Raw genomic sequence first — 21,713 nt, forward strand, 5'->3', positions numbered from 1 at the left:
CTACACATTCAGCAGCAAATACTCCCGCTCCCATGGGCTGATCACTTCCATGAAGGTCTCGAATTCCGCCCGCTTGATCGCCGCATAAGTCGCTGCGAAGGATTTGCCGAGTAGGGCGCAGAGTTCCTCGTCGGCCTCGAACAGGTCGACGGCTTCGAGCAGGCCGCGCGGCAGGTCGATCTCATCCTCATTGGCGGTCGTCAGTACCGGCGGATCGGCCTTGATCTTATTGGTCATGCCGATCAGCCCGCAGGCGAGCGATGCGGCCAGCGCCAGATAGGGATTGGCGTCGGAGGAAGGAATGCGGTTTTCGACGCGCCGCGCTGCCGGGTCGGAGCGTGGCACGCGAAAGGCCGTGGTGCGGTTGTCGTAGCCCCATTTGTTGTTGACCGGCGCCGAGGCCGCCTGCGTCAGCCGCCGGTAGGAATTGACGTAGGGCGCAAACATCACCAGCGCGTTCGGCACATGTTTCTGCATGCCGCCGATGAAGTGGAAGAAGGCCTCGGTCTCCGAGCCGTCCTCCGCGGAAAAGACGTTCTTGCCGGTCTTCTTGTCGATGATCGACTGATGGATATGCATGGCCGAACCGGGCTGCCCCTGGATCGGCTTGGCCATGAACGTGGCATAGATCTCGTGCTTCAGCGCCGCCTCGCGGATGGTTCGCTTGAACATGAACACCTGGTCGGCGAGCTCGATCGGATCGCCGTGACGCAGATTGATTTCGAGTTGGCCGGCGCCCTCTTCGTGGATCAGCGTGTCGATCTCCAGGCCCTGGCTTTCGGAGAAATGATAGATGTCGTCGATCAGTTCGTCGAATTCGTTGACCCCGGCGATCGAATAGCCGGCGCCGCCGCCGATCGGCCGTCCGGAGCGCCCGACTGGCGGGGTCAGCGGGTAGTCCGGATCGGGGTTCTTGCGCACCAGGTAGAACTCGATCTCGGGCGCCACCACAGGTCTCAGCCCGCGTCTGTCATAGGCGGCAAGCACGCGCTTCAGAACGTTGCGCGGTGTGAACTCGACCGAGCGGCCGTCCTGGTGGACGAGGTCGCAGATGACCGCCGCCGTCGGGTCCTCCTCCCACGGCACCACCGTCAGCGTCGAGAGGTCAGGCATCAGCTTGAGGTCGCCATCGTCCTCCGGATAGTGGAAGCCGTTGCCGTCCTCCGGATAACCACCCGAGATCGTCGTCATGAACACCGCCGAAGGCAGGGCAAGCGAGGTGTTGGAGGTGAACTTCTTCGACGGCATCATTTTGCCGCGCGCAACCCCGGCCTGGTCGGGCGTGATGCATTCGATGTCTTCGATGCCGCGCCATTCCAGCCAGGCGCTGACTTCCTTCCAGTTCTTGACGCCACGTTGGTTTTTCACGAAGGCAGGCGTGCGGGCGCGTCCTCCGCGGCTCGACGGACGGACTTCCTTTTTTGCAGGCGGCATCAATCACCAGATTTGTTGCAGATTGTGGAGTATAGCCGTTGCCGGCGACCAAAGGGAAGGGGAGCCGGCTGGCGTGCGCCTCGATTACCGGGGGAACACAACGACTTCCGGATAAAAACATCCTGGTCTAGGGTCGGCGTCCCGCAACGCCGCAATTGAAGACGCCGAATGCAACACAGCCGCAAACTGACGACGATCGGCTTCGACGCCGACGACACGCTGTGGCAGAACGAACAGTTCTTCCGCATGACCGAGAAGCGCTTTGCCGCGCTGCTCGCCGACCACGCCGAGGAGGACTGGATTTCGGCAAGATTGCTGGAGGTCGAGAAGCGCAACCTCGCGGTCTACGGCTTCGGCATCAAGGGATTTACGCTGTCAATGATCGAGACGGCGATCGAGGTCACCGAAGGCCACGTGCCTGCCTCAACCATTGCCGAAATTCTCGCCGCGGGCCGCGAGATGCTCAGCCATCCGATCGAGCCGCTTCCCTATGCGCGCGAGACCGTGGAAAAGCTGGCCGGCGCCTACCGCCTGGTGCTGATCACCAAGGGCGACCTCTTCGACCAGGAACGCAAGCTCGCGCAATCCGGACTGGGCGAGCTGTTCCATGCGGTCGAAATCGTCAGCGATAAGAGCGCTGCCACCTATAGCCGGATCTTCAGCCGCTACGGCGATGGCCCGGAAAAGGGCATGATGGTCGGCAACTCGCTCAAATCGGACGTCGTGCCGGCAATCGAAGCCGGCAGTTGGGGCATCCACGTGCCGCATGAACTGACCTGGGTGCTGGAGCATGTCGAGCCGCCGGTCTCAGCACCGCGCTTTCGCCAGATAGCCAATCTCGGTGAACTGCCGGGCCTGATCGAGCGTATCGGCGAGATTGATTGATCAGGTCTGCAGTCGACGCGTCGCGATAGAGGTCAGTTGCGGCCGAGCCCGACCAGCCGGTCGATCACCGGCTGCAGCCGTTCGGTGGTGATCGGCTTGACGACCACCGCATCGATGACGCTCGACAGGCCCAGGGTCTCCGGAGTGCCGGTCTTGACTGAGAGCAGGATCACCAACGGAAGCGATTTGCCTGACGCCCTTCGCAGCGCATCGATGCCCGACAGCAAGGCGTCGCAGTCACCGTTCTCCGCTCCGCCGTCGAGAACGACAGTGCCGGGAATCAGCGCGTGCAAGGCCTTTGCCGCGGTTTCGGGAGTTTCCGAGATCGGTTTGAGGCCGGACCGCTCAACGATCTTTGAAACCACGACCCGGTTGATCGGTGATTTTCCGACCACCAGCACCCGCGAGAAATCTGGGAGCATCCGCGTCTCCACGCCCCGGCTAACGAACGCCGCCTGCTTTGCAGTCTCGATTTCGCGATTCGCTGGGCACATGGCGGGGCAGGCCGTTGTTCAGTGTTTCAATGCAGGGTTGAAACTTGAGAGGTAATTGGCGTGAGATCGCTGCTCATGTCAAGCTGAAATGGCATATCAGGAGAATATCGCAAGAAACATTAAAATTAAAATTAAGTGCTTTTCTTTGCCGCCGCTCGAAAGGAGAAGTCGCCATTACAACTGGGCAGGCTTCAGCGAAGTTTGGCTGTGCAGCGCGAACGCATCAACTCGCAGCCGTAGCCGGATTGAAGCAGGTTGGATGAAGGCGAGGCAAGTCTGTCGCGAGCTTGTCGCATCGCCTCGCTGGACTATCCTCCTCGTTGGCTAAGCACGTCTCTTTGAGCGACGGGAGATGACAATGGAACTCGTGACTCATAAGAAATTTAAAAACGGCCGGTTGATGCCATGGGGAAAGGGTACGGTCGTTACCGGCGCAAAGGGGTTTGTCTACCTTTCCGGAAATACCGCGACGGCCGAGGACTACGATCCGATCGGCAAAAGCGGCGGCGGCGCCATTGGCGACGCGGCAGCACAGTGGCGCGCAGTTCTCACCAACATCAAATCAGATCTGGAGGAGCTTGGCAGCGCGCTCGAGCATCTCATCCGGCTGACCTTCTTTGTTAAGGGGCCATTTCCCGATGGCGGCGTTCTGAGCTCCCCCAATTTCCGCTTGGACGTCTTGGACGAATTCTTTGCGGTGCACTGCCCGAAGCACTGCAGCTACAACAACCCGCCGCCCTCGGAAGTTATTGGAGTTGCAGCGCTTGCTCAGTCTGATCTTGTCATTGAAATCGTTGCATTAGCAGCTCTGCCGGACTAGGCAGAGCCGCAGCCTGCGAGGTGCGATAGCATGCGTTCAAAAAGGCGCGGTGCGGTAGAATTCATTAGTCGTGGCTCCGCTGTGTGACGATGACCGGGATCAGCAGATCGCCCCAGTTGCCATCGCCGCCATGGTGACGTGCCGAGCGCACCAGTTCGACCGAGACGCCGGCCTCGACCGCCTTCATCACCGACTGATTGAGCCTGTGCAGATCGTTCGCCAACATGCGAATGGTCGCCTGCTGGTCGACATTCATGCTGGTGGCTTGCTCTTCGGCCCGTTCCTTGACGCGGCTTATCGATGCCATTGGTCTTCTCCTTGTGTTGTCATGCCCGTTTGGGCGTTCCCTCTGTTTGTCTGCTATTCCGCTATTCCGCTGCCGGCCTGAATTGGGCGTGCTCGGTCGATCCATGCATGGCCGTGGTCGAAGACTGGCCACCGGTGATCGCCATCGAGACGGCGTCGAAATAGCCGGTGCCGACCTCGCGTTGGTGCTTGGTGGCGGTGTAGCCATTGGCTTCCGCGGCGAATTCCGCCTGCTGCAGTTCCGAATAGGCCGCCATCTGCCGCTCCTTGTAGCCGCGGGCGAGCTCGAACATGCCGAAGTTGAGCTGGTGGAAACCGGCCAGCGTAATGAACTGGAACTTGTAACCCATGGCGCCGAGTTCCTTCTGGAACTTCGCAATCGTCGCGTCGTCGAGATTCTTCTTCCAGTTGAAAGACGGCGAGCAATTATAGGCAAGCAGCTTGCCGGGATGGTGCTTGCGCACACCCTCGGCAAACGTCCTGGCCTGCGCCAGATCGGGCTTGGAAGTCTCGCACCAGATCAGGTCCGCATAGGGCGCGTAGGCGACGGCGCGGGCGATGCAGGGCTCGATGCCATTGCTGACACGATAGAAGCCCTCCGCGGTGCGGCCGGCGCCATAATCGACGAAGGGCTGGTCGCGCTCATCGATGTCGGAGGTCAAGAGCTGTGCCGCTTCCGCATCGGTGCGGGCCACGACCAGCGTCGGCGTGCCCATGACGTCGGCGGCAAGCCGCGCAGCGTTGAGGTTGCGGATGTGTGCAGCGGTCGGGATCAGCACCTTGCCGCCGAGGTGGCCGCATTTCTTCTCCGAAGCCAGCTGGTCCTCGTAATGGACGCCGGCCGCACCCGCCTCGATGAATGCCTTCATGATCTCGAAGGCGTTGAGCGGCCCGCCGAAGCCGGCTTCGGCATCGGCGACGATCGGCGCGAACCAGGTGTCGACCGACAGCCCCTTGCCTTCGGAAGTCTCGATCTGGTCGGCGCGCTGCAAGGTGCGGTTTATGCGCTTGACCAGTTCGGGCGCCGCATTTGCGGGATAAAGCGACTGGTCCGGGTACATGGCGGAAGCGGTGTTGGCATCGGCGGCGACCTGCCATCCCGACAGATAGATCGCTTTCAGCCCGGCCCGCACCTGCTGCATTGCCTGGTTGCCCGACATGGCACCGAGCGCGTTGACGAAATCCTCTTCATGGATGAGCTGCCACAGCCGGTTTGCCCCCATTTCGGCGAGGCTCTGCCGAATCTGCACCGAGCCGCGCAGCCGTCTCACGTCCTCTGGCGAATACGGCCGTTCGATGCCATCGAAGCGCCCTTGGGGCGCCGACGGGACAAGGTTGTAAAAATCGGTCATTGGTCACTCCAGGCTGGCTTTAATGCCGGTTTCGGAAACGCCGTACAGAAGGAATATGTGCGCCGTGTGCGTGACATCATTTACATGTCGGCACTAGGCAAGCGAGACAAACTCCGAAATTGGCCATGAAATAAGAGAAAACCTGTGTTGTGTTTGACTGATGAGAGCTGTAAATTTGTCATGATTGTAAACGCCGCCATGCCATCAGCGGATGTAAATTCTTGTCAAGGACAGTCGATTGGCCGACCATAAAATCTTTGCCGGGCCGCGCATTCGTCGCATCCGCAACGCCAAGGGCCTGACCCAGACGGCGATGGCCGAAGGGCTCGGCATCTCGCCGTCCTATCTCAATCTCATCGAGCGCAACCAACGGCCGTTGACGGTGCAACTGATCCTGAGACTGGCGTCCGTCTACAAGGTCGACCCACATGAATTGCAGGGCGAGGCGAGGGGTTCGGTCGCCGATTTGAAGGAAGTGTTTTCAGATCCGTTGCTGGCCGGCGAACTGCCAGGCGACCAGGAACTCATCGAGCTTGCCGAGGCGGCGCCCAACGCTTCCGCCGCTGTGATAAAGCTGTTTCGCGCCTATCGCGAGCAGGCCGCGCGGCTATCCGATCTCAACGAGCTGCTCGCGCGTGAGGGCAAAGCCACCGCACTCTCCGGCGCCCGGCTGCCGATCGACGAGGTGCATGAGATTTTCGAACGCCGGCCGAACCATTTTACCGCGCTCGAAGAGGAAGCCGAGGCATTCACGTCGGTGCTCGATCCCGGCGACGATCTGTTCAGTGCGTTGAAGGCTTGGCTGCGGCGTGAATTCGGCGTCGTCGTCAAAGTACTGCCGGTCGCCACCATGCCCAACTGGCGCCGTCGCTATGACCGTCACTCGCAGCGCCTGTTCCTGTCCGAGCGCCTGTCGCCATTCGATCAGCTGCGCGAGGTGGCTATGGAGGCCTGCCTGATCCGCATGAGCGTTGCTGTCGCTGTCGAGATCCAGGCGCTGAAGCTGGCCACGGACGAAGCCCGCCGGCTCGCCCGTTTCGAGCTCGGCCGCTATGCCGCGCACGCGCTGATGATGCCCTATCAGCCTTTTCACGCCGCTGCGGTCCGCGCCCGCTATGACATCGACATGTTGCGGTCGCGCTTCGGCGTTTCCTTCGAGCAAGCGGCGAACCGGCTGACCACGCTGCAGCGGCCGGGTGCGTCGGGCGTGCCGTTCTTCATGCTCGAGGTCGACAGTGCCGGCAATCGCTTCCGCAAGGCGGGCAGCCACGGCTTTCCGCAAAGCCGCTTCGGCGGCGGCTGTCCGAAGCTGCCGGTCCATACCACCTTCGCCCAGCCCGGCCAAATCCTGGTCGAGGCCGTGGAAATGCCCGATGGTGCGGCGTTTCTCTGCATCGCCCGCACGCTCGAAGGCCCGCAGGGCTCGTTTGCCGAGCGACCGCGCCGCACCGCGCTGCTGCTCGGCTGCGACATCGGTTTTCGCGATGAGATCGTCTATGGAGCAGCGTTGCCGGGGCCGGCCGCCATCGGCAAGGCCGGACAGAACGCCACTGTGTCCGCGACGCCGGTCGGCCCTGCCTGCCGGCTGTGTGAACGCATCGGCTGCCTCGCCCGCGCCGAGCCACCGCTGACACGCCCGCTCGGCCTCGACGAGATGGTGACGGGACTGTCGGCGTTCGATTTTCAGTGACGGCAAACAGAGTTGCCGGGGATCGTGCCGCGGGCGCATTCTTCTATCGGCTACCGCTGCCTATCAGAACGTCCATTTCAATCGTCAGCGGCTCTCCAGGGCTCGGCGAAGCTAGCCCGCGCCAGACCTCCTCGCGCACGATGTGCTTCATATCCGGAGGAAGCTGGACATACTCCTGACCGCTCAATGTTGCGCCCTTGGCGATGCCGCTGAAATAGTCGTCGAAGGACGAGAACTTGATGGGCCGCGTTTCGAGCTGGACGTCAATCTTTCGAAACCCGGCGCGATAGAGCAAATCATGCAAGCATGTGGCGTCGGGGACGGAGAAGAAGCGATTTAGCTTTTCAGCTTTCTCAGGGGCATGGCGGGCGATTACCGCACCTATTCTGGCGAACAACGAACGCTCTGGCGTCGTTGTCACGCTAACTGCAGTCCAGCCGTTGGGGCGCAGAACCCGGCGAAATTCCGAAAGCGCTCCAAGCTGGTCCGAGAAGAACATGAGCCCAAGCTGACAGGTCACTGTGTCGAACCGACGGTCCTCATAAGGAAGCGCGTGGGCGTCGAACGTAGCGAGGGTGATTGGCTGGTCTTTCAAATTGCGTTTGGCGGATTCGAGCATGGCCGGCGAGATGTCGCCGCCAATCACGGCGCCGGAAGGGCCTACAATGATGGCAGCGGCTTGCGCTGCCGCTCCGGTGCCCGTTGCGACGTCGAGCACGCGATGGCCAGGCGCAATCCGTGCTGCCTTCAGCAAGGACGGGATAAACGAGTTCGTCGCACGGGCGAACAACTCGTCATAGCCAATCGCCGCCGTTTTGTAGAATGGCTCATCCATGGGGGCGCCCTATACATTTGCACCGTACGTCGAGCATGGGGCGTCTGTCGATGATCGGGCATCTCTGTGCACCTGTCGGTGCGCCAAATGGAACACGATGCTGGATCACTCCCCATCCCCGTCTTTGCGTTACGCGATTAAGGCACGTTTCTGTCGTCCGCTGTGCATCGTGCCGCCTCGAAATCGCCGACAGTCCGACTCATGACCGACATATCATCACCGCAGATCGCTGTTTCGCCTCCGCGAAATGAGGAGCGTATCGGTTTCCTGCTGGTGTTCCTGTCGGCCCTGATGTGGAGCCTCGGCGGTACCATTGCCCGTTTCATCGATGCCGGCGACAGCTGGACGGTGGTGTTCTGGCGCTCGGTCTGGGCCGCCGCCTTCCTGCTCTGCTTCATGGTCTGGCGCGACGGCTGGCGTGGCACGCTGAAGCTGTTTCGCGGCATGGGCCTGGCCGGCCTTGCGGTGGCGTTTTGTTTCGCCACGGCGTCGACCTCTTTCGTCGTGGCGCTTGCATATACCACCGTCGCCAACATCCTGTTGATGCAGGCCGGTGTGCCGCTTCTGGCGGCGTTGTTTGCCTGGGCGCTGTTTCGCGAGCGGGTGGCCGTGGCGACCTGGCTGGCGATCGCCGCCGTCATTGCTGGCGTCGCCATCATGGTCTCGGAATCGCTCGATGGCGCCGTATCGCCGATCGGCGACGGGCTGGCGCTGCTCATTGCCGTCATGTTCTCGATCGCCACCGTCATCACGCGCCGCTTTGCCCATGTGCGTATGACCCCGGCGACCTGCCTCGGCACGATGCTGGCGGCCGCCTTTGCGGCCTCCCAGGCGTCGGCACTCGGCGTTTCCAGCCACGATATGGGCTTCCTCTTTGCCTTCGGCGTGGTCAATCTGGGGCTCGGCCTCGCCTTCTTCGCCACCGGCGCCCGGCTTGTTCCGGCGGCCGTCGCGGCGCTGCTCGGCACGTTCGAGCCGATCCTAGGCCCGATCTGGGTCTGGCTCATTCATTCCGAGGTGCCGTCGGCGCGTACCATCGTCGGCGGTGCGGTTGTCGTCACGGCACTCCTCGTCCATATCGGGCTCGAATTCAAGCGCCAGACGCGGCCGCAACGGGCGGGCGTCACCGGTGTGCCTTCGCCTAATTGATGCAGCGCGCGCGCCAAAGCGAGATGGACCATTGACAATGTCGCAGCCGCGCGGGCAGGCTGCGATCACGGCAACAACAAGACAGGCGTATCTTGCCAAGTCTCCATGCCGGCTGCATCGAGGCCGGACAACATCGTCGTCTCCCTGCGCGCGCCGTAGCGAAAGCTTCTGACGGCGCCGCAACACCACCAACGCCACGCCAAGTCTTCACTGTCGCCTCGTCGCCGAACCATAATGGCGCCGGCAATTCGCGCTTGTCGCCTGCCTGCAAGCTCAATACCCTGAAGCAAATGCCCAGCCGGGCGCACGCCGCGACGAGCTGGCGACGGAACACTCATCAAAGGAGAATAGCATGACCCGCAAAGCGCTCTGGCTTTCGGCGACTTCGGCGTTTCTGGCAGTTTTCACCTTGGGCGCGCATGCCGAGGACCGTGTCGTCAACGTCTTCAACTGGTCGGACTATATCGACAGTTCGATCATCGACGACTTCACCAAGGAAACCGGCATCAAGGTCGTCTACGACACCTATGATTCCAACGAAATTCTCGAAACCAAGCTGCTTGCCGGTGGTAGCGGCTACGATGTCGTGGTGCCGACGGCAAGCCCGTTCCTGGCCCGTCAAATCCAGGCCGGGGTATATCAGAAGCTGGACAAGTCGAAGCTGCCCAACCTTTCCAATATGTGGAACGTGGTGATGGAGCGGGTTGCGAAGTTCGACCCCGGCAACGAATACTCGGTTAACTACATGTGGGGGACCACAGGCATTGGCTACAACACCGAGAAAGTGAAGGAAGCCCTCGGCGTCGACAAGATCGACAGCTGGGATGCGGTCCTGAAGCCGGAGAATATCGCCAAGCTCGCCAATTGTGGCGTGTACTTCCTGGATTCGCCTACAGACATTTTTCCGACTGTGCTGAACTATCTTGGCCTCAAGCCTGACTCGACCTCTCCTGACGACCTTGCCAAGGCCACAGACCTCATGCTGAGCATCCGGCCTTCTATCCGCAAATTCCATTCGTCGGAATACATCAACGCGCTCGCCAATGGCGACGTCTGCGTGGCTGTCGGATTTTCGGGGGATCTCTTCCAGGCCCGCGACCGTGCGGCGGAAGCGAAAAAGGGGGTCGACATCGCCTACACGATTCCAAAGGAAGGTGCGGAAATGTGGTTCGACGAAATGGCGATCCCGGCCGATGCACCGCATGTCGCCGAGGCACACGAATTTCTGAACTACATGATGAGACCAGAAGTTATTGCCAAATCCACCAACTTTGTCTTCTACGCCAATGGCAACAAGGCCTCTCAGCCGCTCGTCAGCAAGGAGATCCTTGATGACCCGGGCATTTATCCGGATGACTCGACGCTGGCCAAGCTGTTCACTGTCGGTCCATATGACCCCAAGACGCAACGTCTCGTCACCAGATCGTGGACCAAGGTCATCACGGGACAATAGTGATCTGACGCGACCCCGGTGGCTGACTGCCGGGGTCGTTTTTCAGGGGCAGAATCAGGCACGGAGTGGGACATGAAATCGCTTGGCAGCATCCGCAGGGATTTCGCGCCATGGAACGATCCGAATGCCAAGCCATACATCCAGTTCGACAACGTCACCAAGAAGTTCGGCGACTTCACTGCCGTCAACAATCTGTCGCTGACCATCTTCGAACGCGAATTCTTTGCCCTGCTCGGGGCCTCGGGCTGCGGGAAATCGACGCTGCTCAGGATGCTTGCCGGCTTCGAGGAACCGACCGCCGGCCGTATCCTGCTCGATGGCCAGGATCTGCGCGGCATCCCGCCATATCGGCGGCCGGTCAATATGATGTTCCAGTCCTACGCCTTGTTTCCGCACATGACGGTCGAGAACAACATCGCGTTCGGCCTCAAGCAGGAAGGCATGGCCAAGGCCGATATCGACAAGCGCGTCGCCGAGATGCTGAAGCTGGTCAAACTCGAGCAGTTCGCCAAACGCAAGCCGCACCAATTGTCGGGCGGCCAGCGCCAGCGTGTCGCACTGGCCCGCTCTGTGGCCAAGCGGCCGAAAGTCCTGCTGCTCGATGAGCCGCTTGGCGCGCTGGACAAGAAGCTGCGCGAGGAAACCCAGTTCGAGCTGATGGATCTGCAGCAGAGCCTTGGCCTCACCTTCGTCGTCGTCACCCATGACCAGGAAGAGGCGATGACGATGGCCGACCGCATCGCCATCATCGACAAGGGCGAGGTGATGCAGGTGGCGACGCCGGCCGAGGTCTACGAGGCGCCGGGTTCCCGCTTCGTCGCCGGCTTCGTCGGCAATGTGAATATGTTCGACGGCAAGATCGCGGCTGGCGAGGCCGGCAGCGCAAGCATCGACGCCGGCAACGGCATCACCATCCGCACCGAAAATGCCGGCCGTGCCGCCGCCGGAACGTCCGTTACCTTTGCTATCAGGCCGGAGAAGATCAAGGTTTCCTCCACGAAACCGGCTGGTGCCGTCAATGCCATCGAGGGCGAGGTCTACGACATCGCCTATCTCGGTGACATGACCATCTATCACGTCAGGCTGGATGACGGTCAGGTGGTGCGGGCAAGTACCATGAACGCGGCACGCATCACCGAGGATCCGCTGACCTGGAACGACCGCGCCTGGGTTTCCTTCCGACCCGACGCCGGCGTCGTGCTGACACGGTAGGGACTGATCATGTCCGCTGTCACCGCCGCAACAAGCTCCTCGGCAAGCGCTGCCGGCAAATCCGCCTTGGCCAGGCTGGGAGCGGCTTTGGTTAGCCGTCTCGTCATCATCATCCCCTACCTCTGGCTGCTGTTCTTCTTTCTCGTCCCCTTCATCATCGTCTTTAAGATTTCGCTGTCGCAGACCGCGATAGCCATGCCGCCCTACACGCCGGTGCTCGATTTCCGCGACGGCGTTTCCGGGGTTGTCGCGTGGTTTGGCGCGCTCAATTTTGACAACTACATCTGGCTGACGCAGGACGCGCTCTACTTCAACGCCTATGTGACGAGCGTCATCGTCGCCGCCATCTCGACGGTCCTGACGTTGGTGATCGGTTATCCCATCGCCTATGGCATGGCACGCGCTCCGGCGACGATCCGCCCGACCTTGCTGATGCTGGTGATCCTGCCGTTCTGGACCTCGTTCCTGATCCGTGTCTACGCCTGGATCGGCATTCTCAAGCCCGAGGGCCTGCTCAACGAGCTGCTGCTCGCCACCGGCATCATCAGCCATCGGCTGATCATCCTCAACACCTACACGGCGATCTTCATTGGCATCGTCTACTCCTATCTGCCGTTCATGGTCCTGCCGCTCTATTCGGCATTGGAGAAGATGGACAATTCGCTGATCGAGGCCGCCAAGGATCTCGGCTGCCCGCCGACCAGCGCCTTCTGGAAGATCACGTTCCCGCTGTCGCTGCCCGGCGTCATCGCCGGCTGCCTGTTGGTGTTCATTCCCGCCGTCGGCGAGTTCGTCATCCCCGATCTGCTCGGCGGCTCACAGACACTGATGATCGGCAGGACGCTGTGGAGCGAATTCTTCGGCAACCGCGACTGGCCGGTGTCGTCTGCCGTTGCCGTCATCTTGCTGCTGCTGCTGATCGTGCCGATCATGCTCTTCCAGCGAGCCCAGGCGCGTGCCCAGGAGCAGGACCTATGAACGCTACCTGGAGCCGCTTCAACATCGTTTCGATCGTGCTCGGCTTTGCCTTTCTCTACCTGCCGATCGTCCTGCTCGTCGTGTTCTCTTTCAACGAGTCGAAGCTGGTCACCGTCTGGGGCGGCTTCTCGACGAAATGGTACGTGTCGCTGTTCCACAATCAGGGTCTGATGGACGCCACCTGGGTGACGGCGCGCGTCGGCGTCATCTCGGCCACCGTGGCGACCGTGCTCGGCACTCTGGCGGCGCTCACCCTGACGCGCTACACGCGCTTTCGCGGCCGGCTGCTGTTTTCCGGCATGGTGTTTGCGCCGCTGGTCATGCCGGAAGTCATCACCGGCCTGTCGCTATTGCTGCTCTTCGTCGCTGTCGGCTTCGACCGCGGCTTTCTCACGGTGACGCTTGCCCACACCACGCTGACCATGTGCTTCGTCGCTGTGGTGGTCCAATCGCGCCTGATCACGTTCGATCGTTCGCTGGAAGAAGCCGCGATGGATCTCGGTGCGCCGCCGGTAAGGACCTTCTTCCAGATCACGCTGCCGGTCATCATGCCGGCGATCGTCTCTGGCTGGATGCTGGCCTTCACGCTCTCGCTCGACGACCTGGTTATTGCCAGCTTCACCTCGGGGCCTGGCGCCACGACGCTGCCGATGAAGATCTACAGCCAGGTCCGCCTTGGCGTGACGCCGGAAATCAACGCGGCGTGCACCATTCTGATCGCGGTCGTCGCAGTTGGCGTGATCATCGCTTCGCTCGCAAACAAACGCCGCGAGGTGCAGCGGCAGCGCGACGAGCAGGCGGCGCAGCGAGGTTGAGTTCCTGCTGCTTACTCGCCTGAAACACCGCGACTTATCGGCGAGATGAACGGCGTGCTCCAGGTGCCGCCGACGAAGAACGACGACTGCTGGGGCGCTTGGCCGTTCGTCTGCGTGGCAGCCTGGCTCGGCTGGACGATGCCGCCGGACAGCGCCAGCCCGCGTCCGGCATAGGATGCGATGCCGGAAAGCCAGATCTTGTATTGCGCGGAATTCACCTCGGCCTTGTCGATGCGCGCCACGCCGTTCGAAACGCTCGCCTTGAGCTCGGCCCCGTCGATCGGCAGCGTTCCGTCCGAGACGTCGTCGAGCGCGAAGAATCCGCCCTGTTCGGTGTGCTTGAGGAACGCCGGCAGGTTAAGCCGGCTCAGCGCACCCGCGCCGAAGGTCGCGGACAGCGAGCCATTGGCGTTTTCGAAAATGGAGTCCCAGGTTCTGCCCGGCCCCTTGAGGATGACCGAAACGGTTCCGGTGCCGATCGGCACCAGCCGCGTCATCCCGGCCGCGGTGCCGAAAGCGCCGCCGTCGATGTCGGAAGCAAGCAGCCGGATCTCGACTTCCGTGCCGGCGGGCTTGCGGTCGAAACGGACGCTGCTTTGGACGTTGCCGCCAAAGGCGGATGCATCGGAGATGTCGAAGACGGCGAGGCCGTTCTTGACCTGGGCGGTGGCGGCGACGTCGGCAAGCTGGATTGCACCTGCCGTGGCATGCGCGGCGGACAGCCTGAGATCGAGATTGATCCGGTCGGCGAAGCTTGTGTCGATCTCGCCCGGACCGGCGGCGCCGGCGGATGGTACGGGGGTAAAGGCGGAGAGAAACGATCTGAGGTCGAGCGTATCGAAGGCAAGTGTGCCGGAGATCACCGGCAGTGCCTCGCCGTAGGTGAAGTCCAGCGCGCCCATTCCAGGGTTGTGGTCGAGGGTCAGGGCCGTATTTTCGAATTTGATGCGCCCGGCCGTCGCGGTGATCTTGCTTGAAACCGAGATCGAGCCGATTGCCGCACCGGGCGCGATGCCGGCCTGCGACCATTCGAGCACGCGTCGCAGCGAAGGTGCGGCAAATTTTGCCTGGCCGTCGAAATAGCCGTTCTCCGACATGCTGGCCAGCCCGTCGAAGGAAAAGCTGGCCGGCGCCGCCTTGAAGGAAAGCGTGACCGGTGCTGCGCCGCCGCCAAACAGCACAAGCGGGTTCGGCGATGCGGCGTCGACGGAAACGCTTTCGCCGCGCCATATCCCGGTTGCCGACAGCGTCGCATTGCTGTTCATCGCGGCCCAATTCGCCTGGCCGCTCAGGCTGCTCAATATCTCCTGGTCCTTGCCGCCGATGGCGGCGACCACGCGGCCGTCCCTGAACTCGACTGTGCCGAACGGATCTGCCGGCAGCTTGCCGAGATCCGGCTTGGCGGGATTTGTGTTGATCACCGCGCGGGCAGCATCGATCGAACGCGTAATGCGCCCGCCGCTCGGAATCGCAGGCAGGAAAAACCCGCTCGCGGTACGCTGAACCCTGATCGTCGGTCGCACCAGCCGCGCAGTCGAAAACACCACGTCGCCACGCAGCGCCGCCATGGCCGAGAGGTCGACCTCGACCCGCTCGGCCTCGATCACAGGCGGTGCATCCGTCTCTGTCCATTGCGACAGCGTCACGTCGCTCAGGATCGCCCGGAAATTCGGCCAGACCTCGATGCGCGGCGCGCCATCGATGGTGACCCTGAAACCGCTCCAGGCGCTCATTTCCCACGCGATGCGGTCACGCACGATACGGGTCGAGGCGATCAACGGCAAGGCTGCGACAACCAGCGCGATGACGATGACGGCTGCGCCGATCGCCCATATTCCGCGTCGGATCAAAGGTGATGGCATATCGCCCCGTATGCTTCCATTCCGACAAAATCGCCCGACGGGTGTAACCGACGGCTGACGCATTTCAAGTCTTTATGGCCCGGCGATGGCATTTGCGCACACCCTGACCGGCGCGGTCCAACAAAATCTTGCTCTGCTGCATCGCGATATGCATAAGCGATGCAGCCTGCGGAGGAACAATGATGGCCGACGACGCACCGCTCTGGATGCCGACGCAAGAGCAGATCGACGCTGCGCCGATGACCGCCTTCATGAATGCCGCGGCGAGCAGGGCCGGCAAGGCTTTCTCCTCCTATGCCGACCTGCATCGCTGGTCGATCGATGACCGCGAGACCTTCTGGAGCCTGGTCTGGGACTTTTGCGGCATCGTCGGCGACAAGGGCGAACGCGTGCTGGTCGATGGCGACAAGATGCCCGGCGCGACCTTCTTCCCTGACGCGAAGCTGAACATCGCCGAGAATCTCCTGAAGAAAACCGGGCTTGGCGACGCCATCGTCTTTCGCGGCGAGGACAAGGTCGAGCGGCGGCTGTCCTGGAACGAGCTGCATGCGCTGACCTCGCGCCTGCAACAGCTCTTCCTGTCGCTCAAGGTGAAGAAGGGCGACCGCATCGCCGCGATGATGCCGAACATGCCGGAGACCGTTGCGGCGATGCTGGCTGCCGCCTCGATCGGCGCCGTCTGGTCGTCCTGCTCCCCCGATTTCGGCGAGCAGGGTGTTCTCGACCGGTTCGGCCAGATCGAGCCTGTCGTGTTCATCGCGCCGGACGGCTATTGGTACAATGGCAAGGCGATCGAAGTCGCCGACAAGATCGCGGCCGTGGTGGCGAAGCTCGCCACCGTGCGCAAGGTCCTGATTATCGATTATCTCGGCACCTCGACCGACGTCGCGGCAACCATCGGCAAGGCGGCTGCGCTGGAGGAGGCGCTGTCACCCTTTGCCGCCAGGCCTGTCAGTTACGAAGGGCTGCCGTTTTCGCATCCGCTCTACATCCTGTTTTCGTCAGGCACGACCGGCATCCCCAAATGCATCGTCCATTCAGCCGGCGGAACGCTGATCCAGCACGTCAAGGAAGAGCGGCTGCATGCCGGCCTGCTCGACGGCGATCGCTTCTTCTATTTCACCACCTGCGGCTGGATGATGTGGAACTGGCTGGTGTCGGGCCTGGCGTCGGGCGCCACCTTGCTGCTCTATGACGGCTCGCCTTTCTACCCGGACGGCAATGCGCTGTTCGACTTCGCCGATGCCGAGAAGATGACCTACTTCGGCACCTCGGCCAAATTCATCGATTCCGTGCGCAAGGCCGGCCTGAAGCCGATCCACACGCATGATCTTTCCAGTGTGCGCACCATCTCCTCGACCGGCTCGCCGCTGTCGCCGGAAGATTTCCGTTTCGTCTATGAAGGCATCAAGAAGGACGTGCATCTCGCCTCGATCTCCGGCGGCACCGATATCGTCTCCTGCTTCGTGCTCGGCGTGCCGATCGAACCGGTATGGCCCGGCGAGATCCAGGGACCCGGCCTCGGCCTTGCCGTCGACGTCTGGGGCGATGATGGCCGTCCGCTTCGCCAGGAGAAGGGCGAGCTCGTCTGCACCAAGCCGTTTCCGGCAATGCCGATCGGCTTCTGGAACGACCCTGACGGCAGGAAATACAAGGCCGCCTATTTCGAGCGCTTCGACAATGTCTGGTGCCACGGCGATTTCGCCGAATGGACCGCCCATGGCGGGCTGATCATCCATGGCCGTTCCGACGCCACGCTCAATCCGGGCGGTGTCAGGATCGGCACGGCGGAAATCTACAATCAGGTCGAGCAGATGCCGGAAATCCTCGAAGCGCTATGCATCGGCCAGCATTTCGACAATGACGTGCGTGTCGTGCTGTTCGTGCGGCTGGCTGCCGGCGTCGAGCTCGATGCCGAGCTGGAAAAACGCATCCGCGCGAAAATCCGCACCGGGGCGAGCCCGCGCCATGTGCCGGCCAAGATCGTCGCCGTCAGCGATATTCCGCGCACCAAATCGGGCAAGATCACCGAGCTCGCGGTCCGCGACATGGTGCATGGCCGCGCCATCAAGAACAAGGAAGCGCTCGCCAATCCCGAAGCGCTCGAGCTGTTCCGCAATCTGCCGCAGCTTGCCGACTGAGCATGAAGCCCGGGCTGGAACCGGGTCATGGTTAACGAAATGTCTCCGCGGAATTTACCTAGATTTCATGAGTGGTACACATTGGTAAATTTTCCGGCGTGCCGGTAAGGATTTGTTAAGGCCCGGCATCGATAGTCGTGCGTAACTTGAGGGAGAAATCCCGTTCCTCTTAGCCCCCAGAGGATCTGATTCGCTCAAGCCCCGTTGTGACAGCAATTCTATCATTCAAGGCGTCCCATTGGACGCCTTTTTTCTTTGCGCAGCCATAGACCTAACCGGCCAGCACGCGGGTCGAGGGGAAGGCGACTTCGACCAGGGTTCCCTCGCCGGGCGTCGAGTTGATGGTGAACCGGGCACGGTTCGCTTCGACCATCGCCTTCGTCAGCGGCAGCCCGAGACCGGTGCCGTCGCCGCGGCCGCGCTTCAGCGCGTTGATCTGCTTGAACGGCTTCAGCGCCTGCTCGATCTCGGACTGGCTCATGCCGATGCCGGTATCGCGCACGCGCATGACGACGTCGCCGGAGAGCTCATAGGCGGTCGACACGATCACCTGGCCGCCGGCCTGCGTGTAGCGGACGGCGTTCGACAAGATGTTGAGCGCGATCTGCCGCACGCTGCGCAGATCGGCCACCACTTCCGGCAGTCGCGAGGCGAAGCTGGAGCGGATGATGACGCGTTCCCGGTTGGCTTGCGGCTGCATCATCGCCACGGTCTCGGCCAGCGTGTCGTTGAGCGACACCGCCTCATAAGCCATCTCCTGCTGACCGGCCTCGATTTTCGAAATGTCGAGCAGGTCGTTGACCAGATCGAGCACGTGGTTGCCCGAACGGTTGATGTCGCGCAGATAGTCGCGATAGCGGTCATTGGCCACCGGCCCGAATTTCTCGTCCACCATCAGCTCGGAAAAGCCGATGATGGCGTTGAGCGGCGTGCGGATCTCGTGGCTGATGCGGGCCAGGAAATCCGTCTTCTGCGACGAGGCGCGTTCGGCGACCGCGCGCGCCTGGGTCAGGTCCTCTTCGGCGCGCTTCCACTGGGTAATGTCGCGCACCACCGCGCAGAAGCCGCTGTCGTTGGGCAGCCTGCCGATGGTCATGAACAGTGGGATGAAGCGCCCCTGCGCCTCGCGTCCGATCACCTCGCGGCCATCGTTCATCACGCTTGCAACGCCGGGCTCCGACAGCCCGTCGAGATAGTCGCGCGCCGCGCGCTGGCTTTCGATCGCAAACAGCGAGACGAACGGTTTGCCGGTCACCTCGTCGCTGTCGAAGCCGAACAGCGCTTCCGCCGGACGGCTAATTGAACGGATCGTTCCGTTACGGCCGATCAGCACGACGCCGTCGGTGGCGGTATCGATGATGGTGCGCATTTCGGCGATGCGCGCCTTGAGCTCGGAGACATCCGGCTGCGTTTGGTCGTCGGCGGCGCCATGTGGAATGGCTGTTGCTTCGTCGTCGCCGGAACGGCGTACGACCAGCATCAGCGCCTTGCCGTTTCCCCAGGGGACGGAGCGTAAAATCGCGTCGATCGGAAACTCCTGACCGTCGCGCGTCTTCAGCCGTAGAGCGCGGTCGCTGCCGTCGGAACTGCCGTCGTCGGCATAAGGGTCGGCAAACAGCGCGCCGAGCCCGCCGGCCTTGTCCAAGGCACTGAGCGTCGCATAGCCGGTCAGGCCGAGGAATTCGTCGTTCGCGTAGTGCAGCTGGTCGCCGGAATGGATAAGCACCGGCACTGGCAGCTTGCCGAGGATCGAGGTATCCGGCCCCTTGTTGTCCTCTCCGGCAAACGCCGACGGCACGAAGCCGTCGAGCTTGAGCGGTGGTGCCAGCGGCCGCCCGATGGGCGGCGCCGAGCCGGCAACGTCGGCTGCGGCTGCGCTGTCCTCGGACCAATCCTCGCTGTCCTCGGCGTCACGGAAATCTTCGGCCGTCATGCTGTCGTCGTCGCCATCCTGCGGCGCTTCGGCGACGATCGTTCGACGGTTCGTGCTGGGCTCAACGCCTTCCTGCGCTTCATCGCTGGGTTCGCGGTCGGCATAGTCGAGCAGCGATCCGGAAACAGGGCGTGTGACGGGTTCGCCGGCTTGCGCCTCTGCTGCCGTCTCGTCGGGTTGCTCGCCGTCGAGCCGGGCAAGGTCCTTCTGATCCTCGGCATCGGCCTCGGGCGGTTCGGCCACCTCGCTTTCCGGACCTGGCGCCGGCATCTCACCCTTGTCCGTCGGACCGGCTTTTTTCAGCTTTGGTTCGTCGGCCTTGCCGGCTGCCTCGACTTTGGTCGCGGTCTCCGCAGCCGGCTTTGGCTTCTCGGCGCTGGGCTGTTCGTCTACCGGCTTTTCGGCCGGGGTGCTGTCCTTCTTGAGACGCTCGCCAATCTCGCGAAACGCGCTGCGTTCCAGCGTCGACAGGCCCTTGTCGTTGGCCGGCTGCCGGTGCTCGGCCAGTCGGATCACCTTGTCGGCAAAGCGCCGCTCGGGCTTTGGCACGATGGTCAGTGCCGGCACTTCGCCTCGGAACGGATCGGCGGCTTTCGGTGTCTCGGGGGTAGGTTCAACGGCTTGCGGCCTGACGCTCGCGGCAGGTTCCTCCTCGACAAGGGCCATGCCGGCCGCGTCCGGATCGACCACCGCATCGCCGCTGCGGGCGACGCCGAAACCGCGAAAACCTTCGAAAACGCGGCTGCGGCTGTAAACCGGGAGCGCCGCCAGATCGACGGGTATTTTCAGATCGGTGCCGGCGACCGGCCACAGCACGGAGCGGCCTGACCAGGTGTCGCGCCGTTCGAGCAGGCCGGCGATCTCGCCTGAGGCATCGAGGCCGTAGGCGGCTGAAACGTCCTCGAAGCGGCGGCCGATCACGTCGGCGGCGGGCTTGCCGACGAGTTCGGCAAATTCCGGTGATAGGGCACTGAACCGGCCCTCTGCGTCGGTACGCCAGACGAAACGCATAGGCGCGGCCGCGCGATCGATCGTGGGGGCGCGGCGTTCGGCCCGGGAAGCGGCTTTGATCGCTTGTGTGGCGCTTTCCTGCGGGGCGTCCAGACCGGCCGGCGAAGCGGCGGGGCTGGCTGGTGTCTCGGCTTCGCCGAACACACCTGCCCCGGGCGGGACCTGTGTGTCGTCGCCCGCATTGAAGTACCAATGGTCATGCTGCGTCGGCGTTTCGCCAGCCGTGTGCTGATTGTCGGCCCCCGAAACCTGCTTGGCTGTGTCGGCAGGCTCGTGCTCCGCCGATGCGGAGCTGCCTTCGATCGCCGCAAGGTCGATCTCCGCCGCGCCGGTGGTGGTGATTGGCGGATCGGCGATTGGCTGCTCGTTGTCCTGGTCAGTTGGCTGGGAAAGACCGCTCGGCGTCGCCGCTGCCTCGCTGCCGGCTTCCGCGCCGGCGCGCTCGCCAACAGGAGCCTCGCCGTCAAGCCGGTCCTCGTCGATCACCACAAGCAGGTGCCGCTCGTCCGTCAGCCGGGCAAAGCCTGCCGGATAGGAGTTGGACCCGCCCGGAACCAGGCGCTTGACGATGCGGTCGCTCTCATTCGCCACGTCGGCGACAAGCGCGGCCAGCGTCTCAGGCTGGATGCCGAGCGACGAAAAGCCGTCCGACGCGGCGTCGATATTGCCCTTGGCGTCGACAAAGGCGATGTAGTGGCCGTCTTCGGTAAAGCCACTGATGGCGCGATCGGCGATCTCGGCGGCGCTGCGCGAGCCGGTCTGCGCCGCCGGCAGCGCCAGCATGACTGCTTCCTCGCCATCGGGCATGGTCACCGCGCTGGCCAGGAAACCGACCGCGCGGCTGGTCAGCCCGGTCGCCAGCCGGACCGTGATGGCACGGTCGCGGCCGATCTGCGGAAAACCGCTGGTTGCCATGATCTGGCGCCTGGCGATCAGCGGCAATCCTGCCGAGGCGCCGATGATGGCTCCGATGTCCGGATAGCCGAATACCGCTGCGCCGGGACCGTTGGCCCATATCACCTGCTCGAGATCCGCCGACAGAATGGCGATCGCGTCGCCAGCGGCGAAGCGCAGGCGAACCGCGTCGAGCACGGCAACATCGAGGAAGGAGTAGTTTTCAGCCGGCATGCGCTTGGCGACCCTCACAGAGCGGGCAATTTGCGGTTAACGCTTTGTTAATAAAAGCCGACGGCGCGAAGGTCCACAAGTCATAGCGTGCAACCAGCGGAATCTCTAGGCGCGTGGTTAACGTCGCGAAACAAATAATCAATGGTGCGATGCAACAAACATGTTGCAATGCACAAAATTTGCCTTTATATTGCCATGATAGATGAACGAGACGG

Annotated in this window: 16 protein-coding genes; 9 read left to right on the top strand and 7 right to left on the bottom strand. The window is 62.5% G+C overall.

The window, feature by feature from the left end; translation table 11 throughout:
* Nucleotides 1–1,434, bottom strand: coding sequence for a glutamine synthetase family protein (locus tag NKH01_RS18245; RefSeq protein WP_023719406.1), 1,434 nt, complete (start codon nucleotides 1,432–1,434; stop codon nucleotides 1–3).
* 168 nt (nucleotides 1,435–1,602) lie between these two features.
* On the opposite strand from NKH01_RS18245, the gene NKH01_RS18250 reads away from it, so the two are divergent.
* The gene (locus NKH01_RS18250) at nucleotides 1,603–2,319 is read left to right on the top strand and encodes an HAD family hydrolase (protein WP_352493833.1); all 717 of its coding nucleotides are present in this window, start codon (nucleotides 1,603–1,605) and stop codon (nucleotides 2,317–2,319) included.
* Between the two features lie 32 nt (nucleotides 2,320–2,351).
* On the opposite strand, the gene NKH01_RS18255 is transcribed toward NKH01_RS18250, so the two are convergent.
* Nucleotides 2,352–2,741 carry an ANTAR domain-containing protein gene (locus NKH01_RS18255; RefSeq protein ID WP_156948085.1) on the bottom strand — a complete coding sequence of 130 codons (390 nt, stop codon included), beginning with the start codon at nucleotides 2,739–2,741 and terminating at the stop codon, nucleotides 2,352–2,354.
* A gap of 430 nt (nucleotides 2,742–3,171) precedes the next feature.
* Here NKH01_RS18255 and NKH01_RS18260 point away from each other — a divergent pair, with 430 nt between their 5' ends.
* Nucleotides 3,172–3,633 carry a RidA family protein gene (locus tag NKH01_RS18260; protein ID WP_023719403.1) on the top strand — a complete coding sequence of 154 codons (462 nt, stop codon included), beginning with the start codon at nucleotides 3,172–3,174 and terminating at the stop codon, nucleotides 3,631–3,633.
* Nucleotides 3,634–3,697: 64 nt separating this feature from the next.
* On the opposite strand, the gene NKH01_RS18265 is transcribed toward NKH01_RS18260, so the two are convergent.
* Both NKH01_RS18265 and aceA read right to left on the bottom strand, forming a co-directional pair.
* Entirely contained in the window at nucleotides 3,698–3,940 is a 243-nt protein-coding gene (locus NKH01_RS18265; protein ID WP_023719402.1) for an SMc00767 family acetate metabolism repressor, read from the bottom strand.
* Between the two features lie 61 nt (nucleotides 3,941–4,001).
* A complete protein-coding gene (gene aceA, locus NKH01_RS18270) occupies nucleotides 4,002–5,291 on the bottom strand; it encodes an isocitrate lyase (RefSeq protein WP_023719401.1) in 1,290 nt (429 codons plus the stop codon).
* A gap of 238 nt (nucleotides 5,292–5,529) precedes the next feature.
* On the opposite strand from aceA, the gene NKH01_RS18275 reads away from it, so the two are divergent.
* Entirely contained in the window at nucleotides 5,530–6,981 is a 1,452-nt protein-coding gene (locus NKH01_RS18275; protein ID WP_352482384.1) for a helix-turn-helix domain-containing protein, read from the top strand.
* A 43-nt stretch (nucleotides 6,982–7,024) separates the two neighbouring features.
* On the opposite strand, the gene NKH01_RS18280 is transcribed toward NKH01_RS18275, so the two are convergent.
* On the bottom strand, nucleotides 7,025–7,816 hold the full coding sequence (locus NKH01_RS18280) for a class I SAM-dependent methyltransferase (RefSeq protein ID WP_352547848.1): 792 nt from the start codon (nucleotides 7,814–7,816) through the stop codon (nucleotides 7,025–7,027).
* 201 nt (nucleotides 7,817–8,017) lie between these two features.
* Here NKH01_RS18280 and NKH01_RS18285 point away from each other — a divergent pair, with 201 nt between their 5' ends.
* From NKH01_RS18285 to NKH01_RS18305, 5 genes are all read left to right on the top strand, one after another.
* On the top strand, nucleotides 8,018–8,965 hold the full coding sequence (locus NKH01_RS18285; protein WP_352885458.1) for a DMT family transporter: 948 nt from the start codon (nucleotides 8,018–8,020) through the stop codon (nucleotides 8,963–8,965).
* Between the two features lie 352 nt (nucleotides 8,966–9,317).
* Nucleotides 9,318–10,418, top strand: a complete 1,101-nt coding sequence (locus NKH01_RS18290) for a polyamine ABC transporter substrate-binding protein (protein ID WP_353021513.1) — start codon at nucleotides 9,318–9,320, stop codon at nucleotides 10,416–10,418.
* Between the two features lie 72 nt (nucleotides 10,419–10,490).
* The gene (locus NKH01_RS18295; protein WP_352791194.1) at nucleotides 10,491–11,630 is read left to right on the top strand and encodes an ABC transporter ATP-binding protein; all 1,140 of its coding nucleotides are present in this window, start codon (nucleotides 10,491–10,493) and stop codon (nucleotides 11,628–11,630) included.
* 9 nt (nucleotides 11,631–11,639) lie between these two features.
* Nucleotides 11,640–12,608 carry an ABC transporter permease subunit gene (locus tag NKH01_RS18300; RefSeq protein ID WP_031194151.1) on the top strand — a complete coding sequence of 323 codons (969 nt, stop codon included), beginning with the start codon at nucleotides 11,640–11,642 and terminating at the stop codon, nucleotides 12,606–12,608.
* On the top strand, nucleotides 12,605–13,423 hold the full coding sequence (locus NKH01_RS18305; protein WP_352791192.1) for an ABC transporter permease: 819 nt from the start codon (nucleotides 12,605–12,607) through the stop codon (nucleotides 13,421–13,423). Before NKH01_RS18300 ends, NKH01_RS18305 begins: the two co-directional genes overlap by 4 nt.
* Before the next feature lie 11 nt (nucleotides 13,424–13,434).
* Here the strand turns inward: NKH01_RS18305 and NKH01_RS18310 are convergent, their stop codons facing one another.
* Nucleotides 13,435–15,285: an AsmA family protein gene (locus tag NKH01_RS18310; protein WP_353021518.1), complete on the bottom strand. Its 1,851-nt coding sequence runs from the start codon at nucleotides 15,283–15,285 to the stop codon at nucleotides 13,435–13,437.
* A gap of 182 nt (nucleotides 15,286–15,467) precedes the next feature.
* On the opposite strand from NKH01_RS18310, the gene NKH01_RS18315 reads away from it, so the two are divergent.
* Nucleotides 15,468–17,426, top strand: a complete 1,959-nt coding sequence (locus tag NKH01_RS18315; protein WP_353021521.1) for an acetoacetate--CoA ligase — start codon at nucleotides 15,468–15,470, stop codon at nucleotides 17,424–17,426.
* A 271-nt stretch (nucleotides 17,427–17,697) separates the two neighbouring features.
* Here NKH01_RS18315 and NKH01_RS18320 read toward each other — a convergent pair whose 3' ends face one another.
* The gene (locus NKH01_RS18320) at nucleotides 17,698–21,498 is read right to left on the bottom strand and encodes a PAS domain S-box protein (protein ID WP_353021524.1); all 3,801 of its coding nucleotides are present in this window, start codon (nucleotides 21,496–21,498) and stop codon (nucleotides 17,698–17,700) included.
* Nucleotides 21,499–21,713: the final 215 nt, after the last annotated feature.

This window comes from Mesorhizobium sp. M1403 (assembly GCF_040317695.1).
Taxonomy (GTDB): domain Bacteria; phylum Pseudomonadota; class Alphaproteobacteria; order Rhizobiales; family Rhizobiaceae; genus Mesorhizobium.